The sequence below is a fragment of the Janthinobacterium sp. GMG1 genome (assembly GCF_034427795.1).
Taxonomy (GTDB): Bacteria; Pseudomonadota; Gammaproteobacteria; order Burkholderiales; family Burkholderiaceae_D; genus Janthinobacterium.
Genome location: NZ_JAXQNT010000004.1, coordinates 91,661 through 110,453, shown reverse-complemented (window position 1 = coordinate 110,453; position 18,793 = coordinate 91,661). Strand labels below are relative to the sequence as shown.

At 60.5% G+C, this 18,793-nt stretch carries 18 protein-coding genes; 7 read left to right on the top strand and 11 right to left on the bottom strand.

The window, feature by feature from the left end; translation table 11 throughout:
- Positions 1-16: 16 nt before the first annotated feature.
- The 6 genes from SJI03_RS12400 to SJI03_RS12375 form a co-directional block, all read right to left on the bottom strand.
- Positions 17-3,133 (bottom strand): transglycosylase domain-containing protein, encoded by a 3,117-nt coding sequence (locus tag SJI03_RS12400; RefSeq protein WP_322427387.1) that lies wholly within the window; start codon positions 3,131-3,133, stop codon positions 17-19.
- Between the two features lie 363 nt (positions 3,134-3,496).
- On the bottom strand, positions 3,497-4,282 hold the full coding sequence (locus SJI03_RS12395; RefSeq protein ID WP_322427386.1) for a competence/damage-inducible protein A: 786 nt from the start codon (positions 4,280-4,282) through the stop codon (positions 3,497-3,499).
- A 31-nt stretch (positions 4,283-4,313) separates the two neighbouring features.
- Complete coding sequence (locus SJI03_RS12390; RefSeq protein ID WP_322427385.1) at positions 4,314-5,141, bottom strand: EI24 domain-containing protein; 828 nt, start codon at positions 5,139-5,141, stop codon at positions 4,314-4,316.
- A complete protein-coding gene (locus SJI03_RS12385) occupies positions 5,141-6,181 on the bottom strand; it encodes a sterol desaturase family protein (RefSeq protein WP_322427384.1) in 1,041 nt (346 codons plus the stop codon). Before SJI03_RS12385 ends, SJI03_RS12390 begins: the two co-directional genes overlap by 1 nt.
- On the bottom strand, positions 6,178-7,020 hold the full coding sequence (locus tag SJI03_RS12380; protein WP_322427383.1) for a polysaccharide deacetylase family protein: 843 nt from the start codon (positions 7,018-7,020) through the stop codon (positions 6,178-6,180). Before SJI03_RS12380 ends, SJI03_RS12385 begins: the two co-directional genes overlap by 4 nt.
- A gap of 11 nt (positions 7,021-7,031) precedes the next feature.
- Complete coding sequence (locus SJI03_RS12375) at positions 7,032-8,003, bottom strand: cytochrome D1 domain-containing protein (RefSeq protein ID WP_322427382.1); 972 nt, start codon at positions 8,001-8,003, stop codon at positions 7,032-7,034.
- Positions 8,004-8,200: 197 nt separating this feature from the next.
- Here SJI03_RS12375 and SJI03_RS12370 point away from each other — a divergent pair, with 197 nt between their 5' ends.
- From SJI03_RS12370 to SJI03_RS12360, 3 genes are all read left to right on the top strand, one after another.
- Entirely contained in the window at positions 8,201-8,557 is a 357-nt protein-coding gene (locus SJI03_RS12370) for an FKBP-type peptidyl-prolyl cis-trans isomerase (RefSeq protein ID WP_034760263.1), read from the top strand.
- 199 nt (positions 8,558-8,756) lie between these two features.
- Positions 8,757-9,011: an acyl-CoA-binding protein gene (locus SJI03_RS12365; RefSeq protein ID WP_034760268.1), complete on the top strand. Its 255-nt coding sequence runs from the start codon at positions 8,757-8,759 to the stop codon at positions 9,009-9,011.
- A 47-nt stretch (positions 9,012-9,058) separates the two neighbouring features.
- Positions 9,059-9,529, top strand: coding sequence for a GNAT family N-acetyltransferase (locus tag SJI03_RS12360; RefSeq protein WP_099379418.1), 471 nt, complete (start codon positions 9,059-9,061; stop codon positions 9,527-9,529).
- Positions 9,530-9,620: 91 nt separating this feature from the next.
- Here the strand turns inward: SJI03_RS12360 and proX are convergent, their stop codons facing one another.
- The 4 genes from proX to SJI03_RS12340 form a co-directional block, all read right to left on the bottom strand.
- A complete protein-coding gene (gene proX / locus SJI03_RS12355) occupies positions 9,621-10,679 on the bottom strand; it encodes a glycine betaine/L-proline ABC transporter substrate-binding protein ProX (RefSeq protein ID WP_322427381.1) in 1,059 nt (352 codons plus the stop codon).
- 9 nt (positions 10,680-10,688) lie between these two features.
- Positions 10,689-11,795: a glycine betaine/L-proline ABC transporter permease ProW gene (gene proW, locus SJI03_RS12350; RefSeq protein WP_035825112.1), complete on the bottom strand. Its 1,107-nt coding sequence runs from the start codon at positions 11,793-11,795 to the stop codon at positions 10,689-10,691.
- On the bottom strand, positions 11,792-13,024 hold the full coding sequence (gene proV, locus SJI03_RS12345; RefSeq protein ID WP_099379417.1) for a glycine betaine/L-proline ABC transporter ATP-binding protein ProV: 1,233 nt from the start codon (positions 13,022-13,024) through the stop codon (positions 11,792-11,794). Before proV ends, proW begins: the two co-directional genes overlap by 4 nt.
- Before the next feature lie 579 nt (positions 13,025-13,603).
- A complete protein-coding gene (locus tag SJI03_RS12340) occupies positions 13,604-13,888 on the bottom strand; it encodes a polyhydroxyalkanoic acid system family protein (RefSeq protein WP_322427380.1) in 285 nt (94 codons plus the stop codon).
- Between the two features lie 200 nt (positions 13,889-14,088).
- On the opposite strand from SJI03_RS12340, the gene SJI03_RS12335 reads away from it, so the two are divergent.
- From SJI03_RS12335 to SJI03_RS12320, 4 genes are all read left to right on the top strand, one after another.
- Positions 14,089-15,486, top strand: a complete 1,398-nt coding sequence (locus tag SJI03_RS12335) for a hypothetical protein (RefSeq protein ID WP_322427379.1) — start codon at positions 14,089-14,091, stop codon at positions 15,484-15,486.
- Between the two features lie 97 nt (positions 15,487-15,583).
- Entirely contained in the window at positions 15,584-15,871 is a 288-nt protein-coding gene (locus tag SJI03_RS12330; RefSeq protein WP_099379369.1) for a protealysin inhibitor emfourin, read from the top strand.
- Positions 15,872-16,203: 332 nt separating this feature from the next.
- The gene (fdxA, locus tag SJI03_RS12325; RefSeq protein ID WP_034782458.1) at positions 16,204-16,527 is read left to right on the top strand and encodes a ferredoxin FdxA; all 324 of its coding nucleotides are present in this window, start codon (positions 16,204-16,206) and stop codon (positions 16,525-16,527) included.
- A gap of 274 nt (positions 16,528-16,801) precedes the next feature.
- Positions 16,802-18,022, top strand: coding sequence for a polyhydroxyalkanoate depolymerase (locus SJI03_RS12320; RefSeq protein ID WP_070260064.1), 1,221 nt, complete (start codon positions 16,802-16,804; stop codon positions 18,020-18,022).
- Positions 18,023-18,087: 65 nt separating this feature from the next.
- On the opposite strand, the gene SJI03_RS12315 is transcribed toward SJI03_RS12320, so the two are convergent.
- Positions 18,088-18,765 carry a DOPA 4,5-dioxygenase family protein gene (locus SJI03_RS12315; protein WP_099379367.1) on the bottom strand — a complete coding sequence of 226 codons (678 nt, stop codon included), beginning with the start codon at positions 18,763-18,765 and terminating at the stop codon, positions 18,088-18,090.
- Between the last annotated feature and the right edge of the window lie 28 nt (positions 18,766-18,793).

Sequence of the window (18,793 nt, the reverse complement as noted above, 5' to 3'; positions counted from 1 at the left end):
TAGTTGCAGCAACGATTTAATTCGTACATTGCTTCGCCACGCCTTCGGCCGGCGCGGGCGGCTCGATCAGCGGCATCAGGCTCGGCGCCAGCGACACCAGCAGTTGCACGGGCAAGGCGCTGGTGAAATCGTAGTTTTTCGATTCCGGCCCGCGCACATACGCCGTCATGCTGCCATAGAAGCGCTCGCCGATATTGAAGACGAACGTGGCCGAACGGTTCACATAGCGCGACTCGATCAGGCGGCCACCGGCGCCATACACGTCGAAACGCTGGTCGCCCGTGCCCGTCTTGCCGCCCATGGGGATCGGCACGCCGTCGGCGCCGACAAATGCCGTCTTCGCCCGTTTCGCCGTGCCATCCGACACCACTTCGCGGATGGCCTTGGCGACGGCGCGTGCCACGTCCGGCGACAGCACCTGCTCCGCTTCCACCTTCGTGCCCCGCTTGACCATGGTGTCATACGGCGTATTGGCGGCAAAATGCATGGAATCGATGCGCACGCTCGGTTTGCGCACGCCATCGTTGATGATGATGCCCATCAACTCGGCCAGCGCGGCAGGACGGTCAGCCGAGGCGCCCAAGGTCGTCGCGTAAGACGGCACGAGCGAGTCGAACGGATAGCCCATCTTCTTCCACTGGCGGTGGATTTCCAGGAAACCTTCCACTTCCAGCAAGTTGGCGATGCGGCGGTCCTGCGCGTGCTTGCGGTGCGTATTGAACAGCCATTTATAGACTTCCTGGCGTTCCTTCTCGCTGGCCGCCACCATCTGCGACAGGGTGGAGCCTTCATGCTGGCGCAGGTACGCCACCATCCACAGTTCCAGCGGATGCACGTTGGCCAGATAGCCGCGGTCAGCCAGCGACCAGTTTTCCATCGCGTACTGCTGGTACATCTTGGCGACGCGCTCGGGCGGTACTTCGTTTTGCGACGTCAAGTTGGCATTGAGGAAATCGCCGAATTCCGCGACGGTTCCCTTCGGATTGACGGTGCGGAAGATATTTGCCAGGCGCACGGGCGTCGGGCGGATGCTGGCCAACAGGATTTTTTCCTGCTCGTCGACGCTCTTGCCGCGGTACTTCTGATAGAAGCGGTGCAGGAATTCGCGCCCTTCCTTGTCGGCAAAACGGCTCAGGTACTGGGCGCGGCGCGGATCGTCCGCGTCCGCCAGCAGCGAGGCCGAGGAATCGGGACGCGAGAACATGTAGTAGCGGGCTACGTCGCGCATCAGGCGCACGAACACCAGGTTGGTCGACTGGCGCAGCGCCTGCTGCACCGTCATGATGCGACTGTCGTCGAGCTTGGAGAAGTTGCCGAAATGATGCAAGCCGCCGCCCGTGAAGAAGCCTTCGCCCGGGTTGCCCGAATATTTGCGTTCCATGGCGGCCCCCAGCATGGCGGGCAGGTTGCGCGCCTCGCCGAGTGCCAACGGTTTCAGGTAGGCAATCGCCCACTGCGACAGCAGATCCTTCGGATCGACGGCAATCTTGCCCAGCTCGGCGGCGCCCATGCCGCTGTAGCGCTGATGCAGCTGGTCGATGATGTCCATGTACGTCACCAGGGTGCGCAGCTTGGCCGTGGAACCGAGGTCCAGCTTGGCGCCTTCGTTGATGTCGAGCGGCTGGTCGTAGTTATCGGTCTGCACGCGCAGCAAGTTGGCCTGGTCACCCTTTTGCAGCAAGGTAAAGCTGTAGACCACGTTCGCCGGGTCGCCATTGCCCAGCATACCCTTGCCCGTCAGGCCGGCCGCTTTCGCCACTTCCGGGTCGCGCAGCTCGCGCAAGACCTTGGTGACGGCGTTTTGCGCCTGCGCGTCGAGCGTGCTGACCACTTTCAGGTCCAGGCGGTCGAGGTTGTACAAGCGCGGATCACCGAGCATGCTGGCCAGATGGTTGCGCACGGCATTCGAGGCCTTGCGCGTGACGAACGAGGTCGATGCCTCCGATTGCACGCCAGACGCCGTCGACGGGCGCAGCTTCTCGGCGATGGCCGCATTGCGCAGCTGCGGCGAGATCACGCCCGCTTGCGCCAGCAGGCGCAGATGGCTGTTGGTCAATTCTTCCAGGTCGGCGCCGCCGGCGACCAGGTAATGCGAGGGACGGCGCTGCGCGATCAGCAGGCTCAGCGCCTGCTTGTAGGCCAGCGCGCTGCCCGGCTGGTCCATATTACCCTTGAGCAAGGTTTTCACTTCGGCAAACGGACGGCCATACCAGACCCACATGCCGTCGCCAATGCCGTTGACTTCGCCAAAACCGCTCTTTGCCGACAGCGGCACGGTATTGAGGTAATTGACGACGATCTTGCGCCGCGCTTCCATGGTGTTTTCGCCATCCTGGTAGGAGCGCAGGCTGGCCGAAATCATTTGCATCAGCTTGTCCTGCATGGAACTGGTGCGCCCGTCTTCCGAATGGCGGTACTTTTCGATCTGCGTGGCCAGGGTGCTGCCGCCGCCGCCGCGGTGGCCGCCAAACAGGTTCAGCGCCTTGTCGAGAACGGCCTTGCTCAGGCGGTCCCACTCCACGGCCGGATTGCGCTCGGGCGTGCCCGGGTCCAGCAATTCACGGTTTTCGATGAACAGCAGGCTTTGCACGAGCGCGGGCGGCGCTTCGGCGAAGCCATCGAACATGCGCTCGGGATAACTGGCCGCGAACAGCGGTGCGGCGCGGCAATCGAGGATGGTCAGACCGGCGCGGTTTTTCTCGTGATACGTGGCAAAGATGCCCCGGTCGACCAGTTGCACCATTTTCGGCGACATGCGCGCCTGCGCCGTCACGGCATAATCGCGCGCATTCAGCTTGCTAATAAAATCTGGCAAGCTGGCATAGCCGAGCCGCTCGTCATAGGGGCCGTGCTGCGGATAGCGGATGGCGCCCGCCGGTGCGGGGCCAGGCTCGACCTTGAACGCCAGCTGGCGATCCAGGCGCGTGAAAAACTCTGCCTGCAGGGCCGAGGTGCGCACTTCGCGCATGACGAACCACGCCACGCCGGCGATCAGCGCCAGCAGAATAATGGCAAAGATGGGCCAGATGCGCGAACGGCGCTTCTTCGGCGGGCTCGCCGGCGGCGGCGCCTCGGCAGCTGGATCAGAAGGGGGCCGCTCTTGCGCGGCCAGATTGACGCCTGTGTCTTTCATGGGATGCTGGGATAAGGTTGGGTTTGGACGGCGCGGGAAATGCGGTAGCGATACCGCTCCGCGCGGGATAAGACGAGGGCCAGCCAGGGCCGGTCACAACAAAGCTTGCTTAACATGATGTCCATACCGGTGAATCAAAAAAACACGTTACTGCACAGGCAGGCGACCCCGCAATGACACGCAAGGCCCCTGTTCACCATTCCACCACATCGGCATGAGAACGACTGACGAGCGCACACAAAAATCTTGCTTCATTGAAGATTTTCGCAAAAAAACAACGTCTTGGAATGTACGCTTGCGTACATAGATGCATGGCGGGCTGGACGCCGGCGAAAAAGCCGCCGGCGCCGCGCTGGCGGCAGCTCAGATGGTGGTGTATTCCGCCTGCAAGGTATCGAGTGCGGCGCACATCTGCGCGAAGGCGGCTTCAGCCTGCGCAGGCTCGCCCTTGACACCCAGTTCGATATGCCGGCGCGTCTGCGCATCGCCCACGCTGGGCAGGCTGAATACCTTGATCAGCGGAAACTCTGCCTCCAGGCGCACCATCAGCGGCGTCAGCAGGGATTCGGCCGTTTCATACACGAGCAAGGCATGTTCCGCGTGCGGCACCTGGTTGAACAAATGGCTGTAATGCGTGTCGAGCACCCACTCGATCATGGGCCAGGACATGACGGGAAAGCCCGGCACGAAGTAATGCTCGCGCACGGCAAAGCCGGCAATCTTGTTGTACGGATTCGGAATCAGCTCGGCGCCTTCGACAAATTCCGCCATTTTCAGGCGGTGCAGGTTTTCCGGCGAGTTCAAATCGGCCGGCACGCCCGCCTCTGCTCCCATTTCCGTGATGCGTTGCTGGATATTCTTCTTGCCCTGCGGATGCAGCACCAGCGGCAAGCCCAGCGCATCGGCCGCCGCCTGGCGCGTATGGTCGTCCGGCGTGGCGCCGATGCCGCCAAAGCTGAAGACGATGTCGCCGCTGGCAAAGCTGCGCTTGAGCAAGGCAACCAGGCGGGCCGGCTCGTCGCCCACGTATTCCGCCCAGCTCAGCTGCAAGCCGCGTTGCTTGAGCATTTGTACTACTTTCGGGAAATGCTGGTCCGTGCGCTTGCCCGACAGGATTTCGTCGCCGATGATGATCAATCCGATAGCCATGAAGCTTCCTCGTAGAATTCGATAAAAATACTCAAGCGTCCGCCGGCGCCACGTCGGTCATGCCGCGTACGCCCCGCAAACGCGACAGTGCTTCCAGGCAGTAATACTGGAACCACAGGCCCGTAAAGATAAAGATCAGCACATACAGCCAGATGGCGAACGCCGCGAGGAAGGGGAAGAACACCACCGACATCACGCCGCCCATCCACAGCATGCCCGGCACGGCGCCGGCGACGCCGGACACCATGCCGATGGCCAGCAAGGGCCAGCGCTGTTCGCGCATGATGGCGTGGCGCTCTTCCACGCTGGCGTAGTCAGCCATGGCGTCGTAGGCCATCACGCGGTACGTCAGCCAGCCCCACAGCACGGCCTGCCCTACCAGCGCGGCGGGCGGAAACGCGTACAGAGGCAGCATGAGCACCCAAACCAGGATAAACAGCAAAAACGTGGCCAGCGAGGTGGCGACGCTGCCGAGCAGGCTGCCGCCATGCTTCTTGTCCAGTTGCGGAAAATGCCGTCCGCCAATATGGCGGCCGATGGCCGGCATGGCGAACAGGCCCATGAAAATCAGCGCCGTCAAGATCATCAGCGGCAGCAGCATGAACATGGCGATCAGGGGCACGATCACGGCTTTCAGCACGCCCAGGCCAAAGGTGGACAGCACCTGGCCGCTGGTGCGGAAGAAGTCGTACTGCGTGAACAGCGCATGCAGGCTGTCGATCAGCGGCTGCAAGCCCACATACAGCAATCCGCCCCAGAGCACCAGCGAGAGGATGAAGGGCGCCACGCTCAGCAGCAATATCCTGCCATGCAATTGCGACAGGAAAGCACGGCCATACGAATTCAACACATTGCGCATCAACGACGTCCTTTTCGTTTAACTCTTGCAAATTCCACCATGCGGCGCAGGCCCAGCCATTGCTGCTGCCAGAAACCGCGGCCATAGTTGCGTCCCGGCCGACCCACGCCATTGCTGTCGATGCGGGCCAGCTGGTCGCGCACGCCCGTGCGCGCATAGCCCGCCGAGAAATTCGCGGTGCCCAGCAGCATATCCCAAATCGGCAAGACGACGCCGAAGTTGCAACCACCCATGCTGCCCTTGCCCTTCGACTCGTGCCCCACGCCGATGGCGTGGTGCGTGCGATGGAAACGGGGCGAGATCAAGAGCCGCTCGCCGATGCGGCCGAAGTGTATCCTCACATTCGCATGCTGCAAGCTTTGCAGAATGCGCGAAATCGACACCAGCAGCACGTATTGTCCCGGCGGCACGCCGATACCGAGGGCCACCAGGGCCATCACCACGTCGCGTAGGAAGTCATCGAGCAAGTGGTTGCGGTCATCGCTCCACAAGTTCATGTTTTGCTGGCTGTGATGCAGGCTGTGCAAGCCCCACCACCAACCGAAATGGTGCGAGGCCCGGTGGTAGCAATAGTCGACAAAATCCAGAATGACAAAATAAATGATAAAACTGAGCAAGGGACTGATACCGGGCAACAGCGATTCCAGGTTCAAGGGATGAATATTGTCGAAACGCAAGGCGCCCGCCAATGCATCCATCAGCGGATCGAGCGTGAAGAAGACCACGACAGAAAACAGGCCGATGCGGTGCAGCACCGTGTAAATGAAATCGTTCCAGCGCGCGCGCGGATCCGTCATCTTTTGCGCGGGAATCCAGGCTTCAAGCGGGCGCAGCACGAGAAACAGCAGCACCAGTTCGCACAGGCCGATCAGCAGCCACTCCGTGCCCTCGAACGCCTCTTCCGTGAATTCGCCAAAGCCCAGGTGATACACGAGCGGGTTGACGATGGTCTGGAACAGCCAGCCTTGCGCCACGCCAAAGGCGTCGACGACGGCATCGATGACGGGGGTGACGAGGCTGAGGATGTCGGCGGCGCTCATGGCTGCCCCTTCTTCTGCGCGTAGGCAGGATGCTCGCGCAGGGTGGCAAAGCAGAACCCCTTGTCTTGCAGGCCGGAAATCAAGGCGTCCAGGTTGGCCGGTGCCCACGGCTCCTTGCGCGACCAGATGCCCATGTGCGCAATGAAAATGTCGCCGCTGCGCAAGTTCGCCAGGGCTTTTTTCAGCAGCATGGCGTTCGGATACTTGTCGCTAGGCAGTTCATCGCCAGAATACCCGGCCGGCGCCCAGCCCGCATGCTGGTAGCCGCAGGCGCTGCCGGCCGCCAGGGTGCGCGGCGACGTGTAGCCGCCCGGCGCGCGCCAGAACGGGTCAAGCTTGTGCCCGGTCAACTCCTGGAAACGCGTATCGACGCGGCGCAATTCCTCGCAGAACTGCTTATCGGTGAAGGAAGCCAGCTTGCCGCCATCCTTGCCGAACTGCGGCTTAACCTGGATCAAGCCGTTGGCCAGATCCTTCTTCCAGTACACGTGGTCAAACGTATGCGTGCCGAATGCATGGCCTTCGGCGACCCTAGCTTTCCAGTACGGCGCCCACGAGGCATCGAGCGAATAGTCACCGCGCATGGTCTTTTCATTGGCCAGGAAGAAAGTTGCCTTCACATGGCGCTGATTCAGCACGTCGGCGATCAGCTGCGCTTGCGACTGGCTGCCCGTGTCGAAGGTCATGTAGATGGTGCCCTTGCAGGCGGCCGGGGTCGAAGATGCGGCCGGGGTCGGTGCAGCTTGCACCGGTGCGGCGGCATGGGCGGGCGACAGCATGGCGCCGGCGCACAGCAGCATGGCGGGCACGTGGCCCACGAAAGTGAGGCGTTTCATCATCACACCCGCCATCACATGCGTGGCGAGTGGGTGGCGAAATACACGCCATGGGGCGAGCGGCCCACCGGTATGGTCTTGATCACCTTGCGCGTGGTCAAATCGATCACGGCTACTTTCTTGATCCAGCGCAGGGTCACCCACATGGTCTTGCCATCGGGCGTGATTTCCATGCAATCGGGACCGCCCGGCACATTGATGGTGCCCACGTTTTCCAGGGTTTGCTGGTCGATGATGTTGATCGTGTTCGACACGCGGTTCGAGACGAACGTCATGCGGTTGTCACCGAGCGCACGGAAATTATGCGTGCCGGCGCCCGCCTTGATGCGCTTGACGGTCTTTTGCGTGCGCCAGTCGATCACTTCCACGTAATCGCTGCCCATGATGCCGACCAGCAAATACTTGCCATCGGGCGTCATCGTGATACCGGCCGGCGCGGGGCCGACAGGCATGGTCCATTTGACGGTTTGCGTGGCCAGATCGATGGCGCTGACCTGGTTGCTGCCCTGCTGCGTGATGAAAGCCATGGTGCTGTCGGCCGTGAACGCCATGTGGCTGGGCAACTTTGGCAGCGGGATGCGCTTGGCCAGGGTCAGGTTCTTGCCGTCGTAGCGGTACAGGTCGATGCGGTCCAGGCGCAGCGAGTTCGAGATGAACCACTTCTGGTCCGGCGAAAAGCCGATCTGATACGGGTCGAGGATATTGCTGATACGGCGCTGGATCTGGCCCGACACAGGGTCGAGGAAGATCAGTTCGTTGCCGACAGAACTGGCGACGATCAGCGACTTGCCGTCCGGCGTTTCCATCAAATGGTGCGGTTCCTTGCCGACGGCAAAGGTGGACAGGGGAGCATACGTTTTCTGGTCCAGCAGTTGCACCGTGGCATCACGGGAATTGAGCACCACCACCACTTCGGCTTGCGCCGTCGATATTGCGGAAACCAGGCACAGCGAGGAAAAAACAAGGCGGCGTAGACTGCGGAACATGGAAGAAATCACTGTTAAATACAAAACATGCATTTTACGTGGAACACTGTATTTATTGTGTGAAATCCCCCCTTAAATGCTGCCGGCAGCCACACATCACCATAATTTCCGTTTTTTCCCTGTGCCGGGCCTGGAATGGCGCTTTGCAACTCATTGCTCTACAATCTGAAGCTTTCATCGCCTACACAAGGATTATCATGACCACCACCACTACCGCTTCCGGCCTGCAATACATCGATACCGTCGTTGGCGAAGGCGCTGAAGCGCAAGCCGGCAACAATGTTGTCGTGCATTACACGGGCTGGCTGCAGAACGACGACGGCAGCGCCGGTTCGAAATTTGACTCGAGCAAGGACCGCAACGACCCATTCGAATTCCCGCTGGGCGCCGGCCGCGTCATTCAAGGCTGGGACGAAGGCGTACAAGGCATGAAAGTGGGCGGCAAGCGCCAGCTGATCATCCCTGCAGCACTGGGCTATGGCGCACGCGGCGCCGGCGGCGTGATTCCACCGAACGCCACCCTGATTTTCGACGTCGAACTGCTGGGCGTATAAGCACCGACTGCGCAGCGCTGAAGCGACTGTACCGGCGCCGCCCCTGTTCACGCAGCGGCGGCGTTTTTGTTTTGAGTGTGTCCTCTAATGCACGGCACGCTTTTTTCACTATGATGTCAGGCACTGCAGCACGCACGGTGGCCACTCCGCCGGGCCTGCCGCACTTTTCCAGCGATTCCATCAGCACACAGGAGCCATCATGAGTTTACAAGAGCAATTCGAACAAGCGCAGCTCGATTCCAAGACCCTGTCCGAGCGTCCGGACAATATGACCTTGTTGAAAATCTACGCCTTGTTCAAGCAAGCGTCGAGCGGCGACGCCACGGGCGAGCGTCCTGGCATGACCGACTTCGTCAACCGCGCCAAGTTCGACGCCTGGGCGGCCCTGGCCGGCACCTCGAAGGAAGATGCGCAACAGCAATACATCGACCTGATCGAAGACTTGAAGGACTGATCGTCCCTCCCCTGCCCCGGCGCCTGTCGGGGCAGTATAATTTCTGCATGACACCATCACTGATTTCCCAGGTTTCGCTGGCGCATGCCGACGACCTGCCCCGCTTGTTCGACGTCTGGCACCTGTCCGTACGCGCCACCCACGATTTCCTCGCCGATAGCGATATCGCCTTCCTGATGCCCTTCGTACGCGAAGAGCTGGCCAGAGTGACGGCCGAACGCCTGCTGCACGTGCTGCGCGCGGATGACGGCGTCGCCTATGCATTCCTGTGCGTCGAGCACGCCAAGATCGAAATGCTGTTCGTGCATCCGGACCGGCGTGGCAGCGGCGCCGGCCGCGCGCTGGTCCAGTTCGCCATCGCCAGCCTGAAAGCCACGGCAGTCGATGTCAACGAACACAACACGCAGGCGCATGGCTTTTACCGCCACCTGGGCTTTATCGTGGAAAACCGCTCGCCGCTTGACCCGTTCGGCAAGCCTTTCCCCATTTTGCACCTGAAACTGGCCGAAAACGGCTAAAAACTCACCAAAAACCACAAAAACAGGCCGTAAATGCAAAAGTGGCTACCGAATCGGTAGCCACTTTTTTTACGCCGGTATCAGCCGCAATTTACTTTTTTGCCGCCGCCAGCGCCTGCGCGATCCAGCCGTCAAATGTTTGCTGGTGGAACTTGATCCAGCCAGCCGTATGGCGGGCGATATCGGCTTGCGTGTTTTCGCCGCGGCGCATGCGCTCGTTCTGCGCATTGATATCCGCCACCGGCAACTGCATCACTTCGAACAGCTTGGCCGCGGCCGGGTTGCTCTCCGCCCAGGCCTTGTTCGACACGATGCGCGCCGTGTTGACGGCAAAACCGTAATCGCTGCCATCGTCGAGGCGGGTATTCACCTTGTCCGGATTGGCCGAGAACGGCACTTTCAGCCAGACCACGTCCTTGCCCGGCACCAGCACGCCGCTGACCCAGTATGGCGTCCACGTGTAGTACAGGATCGGTTCGCCACGCTTGTAGCGGCCCAGGGTGTCGGCGATCAGGGCCGCATAGCTGCCCTGCACGTGCGTCACCGTCTTGCGCAATTTGTACGCATCCATGTGGTTCTCGATCAGCGCTTCGCAGCCCCAGCCAGGGTTGCAGCCCGTCAAGTCGGCCTTGCCATCGCCGTCATGGTCGAACAGTTTGGCCAGGGTGGGATCGCGCAACTGGTCGATATTCGTGATGTTGTACTTTTCCGCCGTGGCCTTGTCGATCAGATAACCTTGCGCGGCAGGCCCCGCATACTGGCCGGTGCGCAACAGCTTGGCGTCGCCGCCCGCATTGTTATAGAAATCCTTGTGCATCGGGTCCCAATGCACGGCCATGAAGGTGGCGTCACCGTTGGCAATCGCGATATGCGCCGTCGGATACTCCACTTCCTTGATCGGCTGCACTTCATAGCCGAGCTTTTCCAGCGCCTTGTCGACCAGCATGGTCTGGAAGGTCTCTTCCGCGATCGAGCTTTGCAGCGGCTGCACCTTGACGCCCTTGCCGGGCAGCACATCGGCGGCCGCGGCCGGCGTCTGCGCCATGGCCAGGCTGGTGGTCAGGGCCATGGCGGCGATCGCCAGGGCGGAAAACAGCTGGAACTTGCGTTGCGATTTTTGCGTCACTTTAAAATTGTCAATTTGATGCATGTGGTTCCTTTATTGTGCGTTGGCCAGCGTGGCTTGCTGTTCAACATTATTTTTCTCTGCATTGCCGCGCACCAGGCGCAGCACGAAACCGGCAGGACCCGTCTGGTACCAGTGGCGCACGCCACGGCGTGGCTGGCCCATCGCTTGCGTCAAACGGTCCAGGGTGATGGCCAGCAGCACGATGCCCAGGCCGCCGACGGTTGCCAGGCCCATGTCCAGGCGACCAATGCCGCGCAATACCATCTGGCCCAGGCCACCAACGGCGATCATCGAGGCGATCACGACCATCGACAGCGACAGCATCAGCGACTGGTTGATACCGGCCATGATCGATGGCATGGCCAGCGGAAACTGCACGCGGGTCAGCAATTGCCACGGCGAGGCGCCATAGGCGCGCGCCGCTTCGATCAGGTCGGGACGCACCTGGCGGATACCGAGGTTGGTCAGACGCACCAGCGGCGGCAGGGCAAAGATGATCGTCACGATCACGCCTGGCGCATTACCGATACCAAACAGCATCACCACGGGCACCAGGTAGACGAAGGCAGGCGTCGTCTGCATGGCGTCGAGCAGGGGGCGCAGGATATTCTGCGCGCGGTCGCTGCTGGCAAGGAAAATACCCAGCGGCAAGCCGATGGCCAGACAGAACGCCAGCGACGTCAATACCAGCGACAAGGTCGTCATGGCTTCGGGCCAGATGCCCAGCATCGACACGACCAGCAGCGCCAGCACGGTGCCGACGGCCAGGGTGCGGCTGGTAAATTGCCACGCCAGCAAGCCGATGATGGCGATCACCGTCAGCGACGGCGCCGCCAGCAGCACGCCTTCCACGCCGTTCAGGGTGCTATCGATCGGCGCGCGCACTGCCTGGAAGAAAGGGCGGAAATGGGCGACAACCCAGCCCAGGCCCTGGTTGATCCAGCTTTCCAGCGGCAGCGAACCGTCGAAAATCTGCGTCAGGTGAAAGCCGGTCGCATGTTCCGGCTGCACGGCAGGCGCGGCGGCGTCCAGCCAGGCAGTGCTGGCGTCGGTCGGCGGCGTCAGCGCCCAGGGATTGATTTGCGCGGCTGGCTGTTCAACAACAGCTTCTACTGTGGAAACGGTGCTTGGGTTCATGCTTGTCCTTTCTGTTGTTGTTCGGCTATGGCTGGCGTGTCGCGGTCGAGGAACTTCAGCAAGGTTGTCTTGCTGATGGCGCCGCGGAAGCTGCCGTCATTGGCCACCACAGGGACGGCGTAAGGCAGTTGCGCCACCTGGCCGAACAGGCCGGCGACTGGCTCATCTGCATTGATGGTCTGCACGTCGGGCAGATAGGCATGCGCCAGGCCCAGCGGGCCGACATGGCCGTCGAGCGCACTGCGCAGCGAATCGGCCGAAACGACACCGAGGAACTTGCGCTGCGGATTGACGACATACGCAAACGCACGATCCTGCTCTTCCAGCATCGACAGCGCGGCGCGCGAACCGCGGCTCGGCGACTCGGACACGACGATCTGGCTCTTGCGGGCGATATCGCTGGCCTTGAATACGGCCGCCGCATCGACGCCGCGCACAAAGTTGCGCACGTAATCGTTGGCAGGTTTACGCAGGATTTCTTCCGGCGTGCCCACTTGCACCACGTGGCCGTCTTTCATGATGGCAACGCGGTCGCCGATACGCATGGCTTCGTCGAGGTCATGCGAAATGAAGACGATGGTGCGGCGCTTGATTTGCTGCAAGCGCAGCAGTTCCGATTGCATTTCCGTACGGATAATCGGATCGAGCGCGGAAAACGCTTCATCCATCAGCAAAATCGATGGATCGCACGCCAGCGCACGGGCCAGGCCCACGCGCTGCTGCATGCCACCCGACAATTCGTCGGGATAGCTGGCGCCGTAGCCGTCCAGGCCCACCTGTTCCAGCGCTTGCTGGGCCAGCGCATGGCGCTCGGCCTTGGGCATGCCCGCCAGTTCCATGCCGAAGGCAGTGTTGTCGAGCACGGTAATTTGCGGCAGCAGCGCGAACGACTGGAACACCATGCTGATGTCCTTGCGGCGCAGGGCGCGCAGCTGGGCGTCAGGCAAGGTATTGATGTCGTTGCCATCGATCAGGATACGGCCGGCGGTCGGCTCGATCAGGCGGTTCAGCATGCGCACCAGGGTCGACTTGCCCGAACCGGACAGGCCCATGATGACGAAAATCTCGCCCGCTTCAATGGTAAAGGTAGCGTCGAAAACGCCGATGGTGCAGTCGGTCTTGGCCAGGATATCCTGCTTGCTGGCGCCCTGATGGACGAGTTCAAGTGCTTCTTCTGGCTTGTCGCCGAACACTTTGAACACATGGTCGATAATGATTTGTTTTGCCACGATGTGGTTCTCCCTCGATTTGACGAATGGAATGAAACCCAGCAAGCTGCCAGCTTGCGGCGGGAATCAGCAAACCCTGTTGCGTCGGCTACGCCACGGCGCAAAAAGCGCACGGGAGCGACAGGTAACAGGGGGTGACACGCAATGACCAGCGGATGGCCAAAGCCGGTGCCGGGGTGCCGTGTGCGTGCTAAAAGAGGCTGTGGTTCAGGACTTTTAACAACGCTAGCGCCATGCAAATACATGGCACCAAATGTATTTGACCGAAAAAATCGACCAAGCTACTTTTAACTGGATGCGGGTGTAAAACCCGAAGAATTATTCACCACTCAGCGAGCGGAGAGTACTGCGAAGCAGAAGGTGAAACGCGGTGTAGCTGTTGTAAATATGACTCAAGTATAACGCAAAAAGCCACCAAAGTCCAATGGCTTTCCAAATAGAAATGTGCTAGCAATGTTCGCCAGCGTACAGTCAGACGTGAAAAAGGCGAAAAGCGATGTGTTTTCATCGTCTTTTCGCCCATCACTGCGACACGTTCCTAGCACCAAACATGGCGCCAGACAAGCGGGGGGAATGCCATCAAACTGACTCGGCAAACACCTTGCGCATCTTTTCGGCAATCTTGCCTTCAATGGTGGAGGCGAAGGCGCTGAGCATGAAGCCCAGCTTGATTTGCAGTTGCGCCTGCTCTTTTTCCAGGGTCAACGCCCCATCGACGCCGCTGCGCTCGAAACGCAGCACGTCGCCATCCCAGGTGCACGCCAGGTCATATTCCTGGGCCAGCTTGTCGGCCACTTGCTGCGCCGCTTCGCGGGCCTTTGCTGCTGTCAGCTTATGTTGCTGAACTATATTTATATCCGCCATCAAACAATCCTTTTATTATTAAAACGGGTGCCGTACGGCCAGCATCATACCAGCCGCCACGCGGCAGCCGCAGCCATGGGGAACGCCGGCACATGGAAAAAACCGCGCTTTCCTGCGCGGCGCTTGCGCCACATCAAACCGAAACCAGCGAAGCAGGCCGACTATCTCCATTCCAGTTGCGAGTGTGTTGGAGAGCTACCATGGACCAGAAAGTCATCGTGCCGGTCGAAGCCGTGCTGACCAAATGCGTGTCCTTGCCCGTCGGCTATGTCCCTACCCCCTCGGCGCCCTACCGCGTGCACCGCAAGAATGCGCAACTGACCCTGCAGCCGGGTCGGCCGCGCCTGACCGAGGCAACGGCCCGCGACTTGGCCGCCGTGCCCGTCGGTTCGCGCGTGCTGATCTGGAAACAAGACCCGTCCGTCAGCGAACTGGGCACGCGCAAGACCTTCTTGCCCGGCCTGACTTTGCAAGGCCCGCGCGACGCGCGCATCACGTTTGGCGAGCCGGGCATCGCCCAGGTCAGCCCGAACGCCTTTGGCGACTTCATCGTCTCGCCCAACACCGACCAGTTCGACGCCGTGCACACGTTTGCCATCGTGCGCATGACGCTCACCATGTACCAGCGCGCGATGGCCAGTAACGACACGGCGCCGCCCCTGCCCTGGCAATGGAATAGCGCCAGCAATACGGCACCGCTGCGCGTGTTCCCGCACGGCTTGCCCAATGTCATGAATGCCTATTACAGCCGCAGCGACAAGGCCCTCAAGTTCGGCGACTTCATTCCCAGCGGCGCCACCGAGCGCGTCTACACCTGCCGTTCGCTCGACATCGTCTCGCATGAAACAGGACACGCCATCCTCGACGGCCTCAAGCCGAATTGGCTGCTCAACAATAATCCACCGCAGACGGGCGGCTTGCACGAATCGTTCGGCGACCTGACGGCCATCTTCCTGGCCCTGTCGCAGCTGGACCAGGTCGAAGCCGTCATCGCGCAAACCAAGTCCGACCTGCACGATAAAACCTTCCTGGCCGACCTGGCGGAACAGTTCGGCCTGGCGCTGGGCCGGCCGAACGGTTTGCGCAATGCCGACAATGACATCAAATTGTCGGAGGCTGGCACGGAAGTGCACGCCATCTCGCAAGTGTTTACCGGCGCCATCTACGACATCCTGGCCGACATCTTTGCCCATGAACGCCAGCCCCAGCTGGAAGATGACGCGGCCGTGCTGCACCGTTGCGGCGACTACCTGCGCAGCCTGGTCTTGCGCGCCCTGGTGGCGTCTCCCGACCATGCTGCCACGTACGCCGACGTGGCCAGCCAGATGCTGACCCTGGCGCAGGCCGACGGTTTTACCAGCTACCTCGATTTCATCCGCAACAGTTTTACCGTGCGCGAAGTGCTCAAGGACAATGCCATGACGGAGGATGGGCAAATGACCTTTGCCGCAGACATCGTCGATGACGAGGGCGCAGTGCAAGACAGGCGCGCCTGCTGCGGTACCATGAACCATGCGGAATACAGCGAATCGGATCAATTGCTGGAAGCGGAGCGCGAAGCGCTGGCAGCCTGGTGCCGCAGTTACGCGCCCCGATAGATACACCTTACGCCCTACGCCGCAGGCCCGCCAGCAGTCAGCCGCAGGCGACGGCTGCCGCATCACGTTCCCACCACCGTCCTCAAGAAGGAGCAGCATGAAAATTTCAGCCCGCAGCAGCGGCGGCTTTGCCGGCCTCAGCGAACAGTACGACATCGATACGCAGGCGCACCCGGCCGGCCCCGGACTGGAAGCAGCACTGGCCAGCAGCGGCTTCTTTACGCACCCGCAGGGCACGGGCGAACAGGTGGGCGCCGATATCCCCCATTGGCAGATCACCGTCGAGGCACCCACTACGCGCCGCACCATCACGTTTGCCGAGGATGGCAGTGCTGAAAATGCACGTTGGCAACAGTTGCTGACGCAAATACGCGCCAGCGCCTGATTGTTCTGGCACTTATTTTTACCGATCTTGATTTGGGTAAAACAAAAACACCACACGACAAGCCCCTGCCTCGCCCGCCCTGCACCTTGCAGTATCGGGCGACTGTCGCTTTCTTGCCGCGTTCTTCATGCCAACGTCCCGGATAGTCGCTGAATTGCACACTCTGCGCGGCAACGGCACTGCCAAAAAATGAATTTGCTTATATGTATTGTATATAAGCGGGATTTGTGAGAAATAGCGAATTGCCTTAAAATACAATGCTTTGCTTTAGTATGCGCCGCCGAGGTTCCTGCAGGCGCTACAGCACCTCCCCCCAAATTGATAGGACTGTTATGACCCACGTTGTCACCGAATCCTGCATCGCCTGTCGCTATACCGACTGCGTCGATGTCTGCCCGGTAGATTGTTTCCGGGAAGGCCCGAACTTCCTGGCGATCGATCCGGACGAATGTATTGACTGCGCAGTCTGCGTGGCAGAGTGCCCGGTGAACGCGATTTTCGCGGAAGAAGACGTGCCGGGCGACCAGCAAGCCTTCATCAAGATCAACGTCGACCTGGCCCGTAACTGGCCGTCGATCACCAAGACGAAGGCGGCCTTGCCGGAAGCCGAGCAATTCAAGGACGTCAAGGACAAGCTCGACATGCTGGTGCGCTAAACGCACGGCAATGCCGCGACCGTTCCGGCGGGGAGACTCTTCTCCGCAGGGCGTGGCGGCAAAAAAAACAGACAAAAAGCAGCGGAAACGCTGCTTTTTTTGCTTTTAAAGCATCGTTGCAGGTCTATCCACGCAAGTGTGGCGCGCTGTCACACCAAAGCGCAAACTGTGGACCTATGCGCGGTAATGCACATTTTGTCCTCAACAAATATCGTAGAATTGGATTATGATATTTGAGCCGATATTGGCGCTTGGAATTAAACAAGGACTATATATGCTTTACCAACTGCACGAACTGCAACGCTCCTTCCTCACTCCGGTGATGCAATGGGCAGACATGTCCTCCAAGTTATTTACCAACCCGGTTTCTCCACTGGCCCACACCCCGTTTTCGCAACGCATCGCAGCCGGCTACGAGCTGATGTACCGCCTTGGCAAAGACTACGAAAAACCACAATTCGACATCCAATCCGTTCTCGTCCAAGGCGAGAGCGTCGACATCCGCGAACACGTTGTCGTGACAAAACCGTTTTGCCGCCTGATTCACTTCAAAAAAGAAGCCACTGGCTTGCAACAGCCCAAAGTTTTGCTGGTTGCCCCCCTGTCCGGTCACCACTCGACCCTGCTGCGCGATACCGTGCGCGGCTTGCTGGCCGAGCACGATGTCTACATCACCGACTGGACGGACGCGCGCATGGTACCGCTGACGGAAGGCCCGTTCCACCTGGACGACTACATTTATTATGTACAAGAGTTCATCCGCCTGCTGGCGCCTGACTTGCACGTCATTTCCGTCTGCCAACCGACCGTGCCCGTGCTGGCCGCCATCTCGCTGATGGCGACGGCCAAAGATCCGCACATGCCGAAAACCATGACGATGATGGGCGGCCCGATCGACCCGCGCCGTTCGCCCACGCAAGTGAACAACCTGGCGACGGAAAAGAAATTCTCGTGGTTTGAAAACACCGTGATCTACGCGGTGCCGCCGAACTACCCGGGCTTTGGCCGCAAGGTGTATCCGGGCTTCCTGCAGCACGCCGGCTTCATCGCCATGAACCCGGGCCGCCACGCGCAAAGCCACCGCGAGTTCTATATGCACCTGGTGACGGGCGACGACGAGCCGGCGGAAGGCCACCGCCAGTTCTACAACGAGTACAACGCCGTGCTGGACATGCCGGCCGAGTACTACCTGGAAACCATTAAAACGGTTTTCCAGGAATTCAGCCTGCCGATGGGCACGTGGAAAGTGGGTGGCCAGCTGGTGCGTCCGCAAGACATCACGAATGTGGCGCTGTTCACGGTGGAAGGTGAGCTGGACGATATTTCCGGCGCTGGCCAGACGCAGGCGGCGCATGACCTGTGCTCGGGCATCCCTGCCGAGATGCAACAAGATTTCGTGGCGCCAAAATGTGGCCATTACGGCATCTTCTCGGGCCGCCGCTGGCGCGAGATCATTTGCCCGAAAATCGGTGAATTCATCCAGAAACACGGCTAATACACGGTATATCCATCAAAACGCCACGCCAGCTCACACTGGCGTGGCGTTTTTTTATGCCCAGCTCATGCCCGTTCGATTTTCACCGTCGGGCGCGTATTGACAAAGATCTGCTCGACCCTCGGCTCGCCCGGCCCCGGTTTCTTCATCGCATAGCCATTCACGGGTTGCGAACGGTTCACCCACAGCGCGTAATACAGGTGGTCGGCACGCGGATCTTCCGTGTTCGGATGGATCAGTATCGTCAGGCCCAGGCTGTTGAGCTGCAGCCACGGCACGATCACGGGCAATAAATCATTCGTGAAGCCAAAGTAAAACGACGGCGTCACGTGCGGGCCGCGCGGCTCCAGATTCCAGTCGCCCAGCTCGATCTGGAAACGCTCGGCAGCCCATCGACGTATCAGCGCCGCCTTTTGATAGCTGTCTTCGTCAAAATAGATATGTGCGTGATAGCTCTCGATATCCGTGTAGGCGCGCGGTTTTGACGGCAAGGTTTCCTCGCCGGGCCGCACGCTGGCGGGGCGCGGCGTGGGCGCCGTGTCCGTATGCTCGCCCCACGGACTCTTGCCGGGTGCCGGTTTTACGCGCGCCGTTTTTACCTCCTGCGCCAAGGCTGTGCCAGCCAGGCCCGATGCGGCCAATGCCGCCACCAGGCCGCCGCCGCGCAAGACCGTGCGGCGCTGCGGCGAGAGGAGATTGGCCCATTCCAGGTCGATGGCCGCGTGTTGATTGTTGTCAGGCATAGCATTTCCTGTTGTTGATGATCAATAG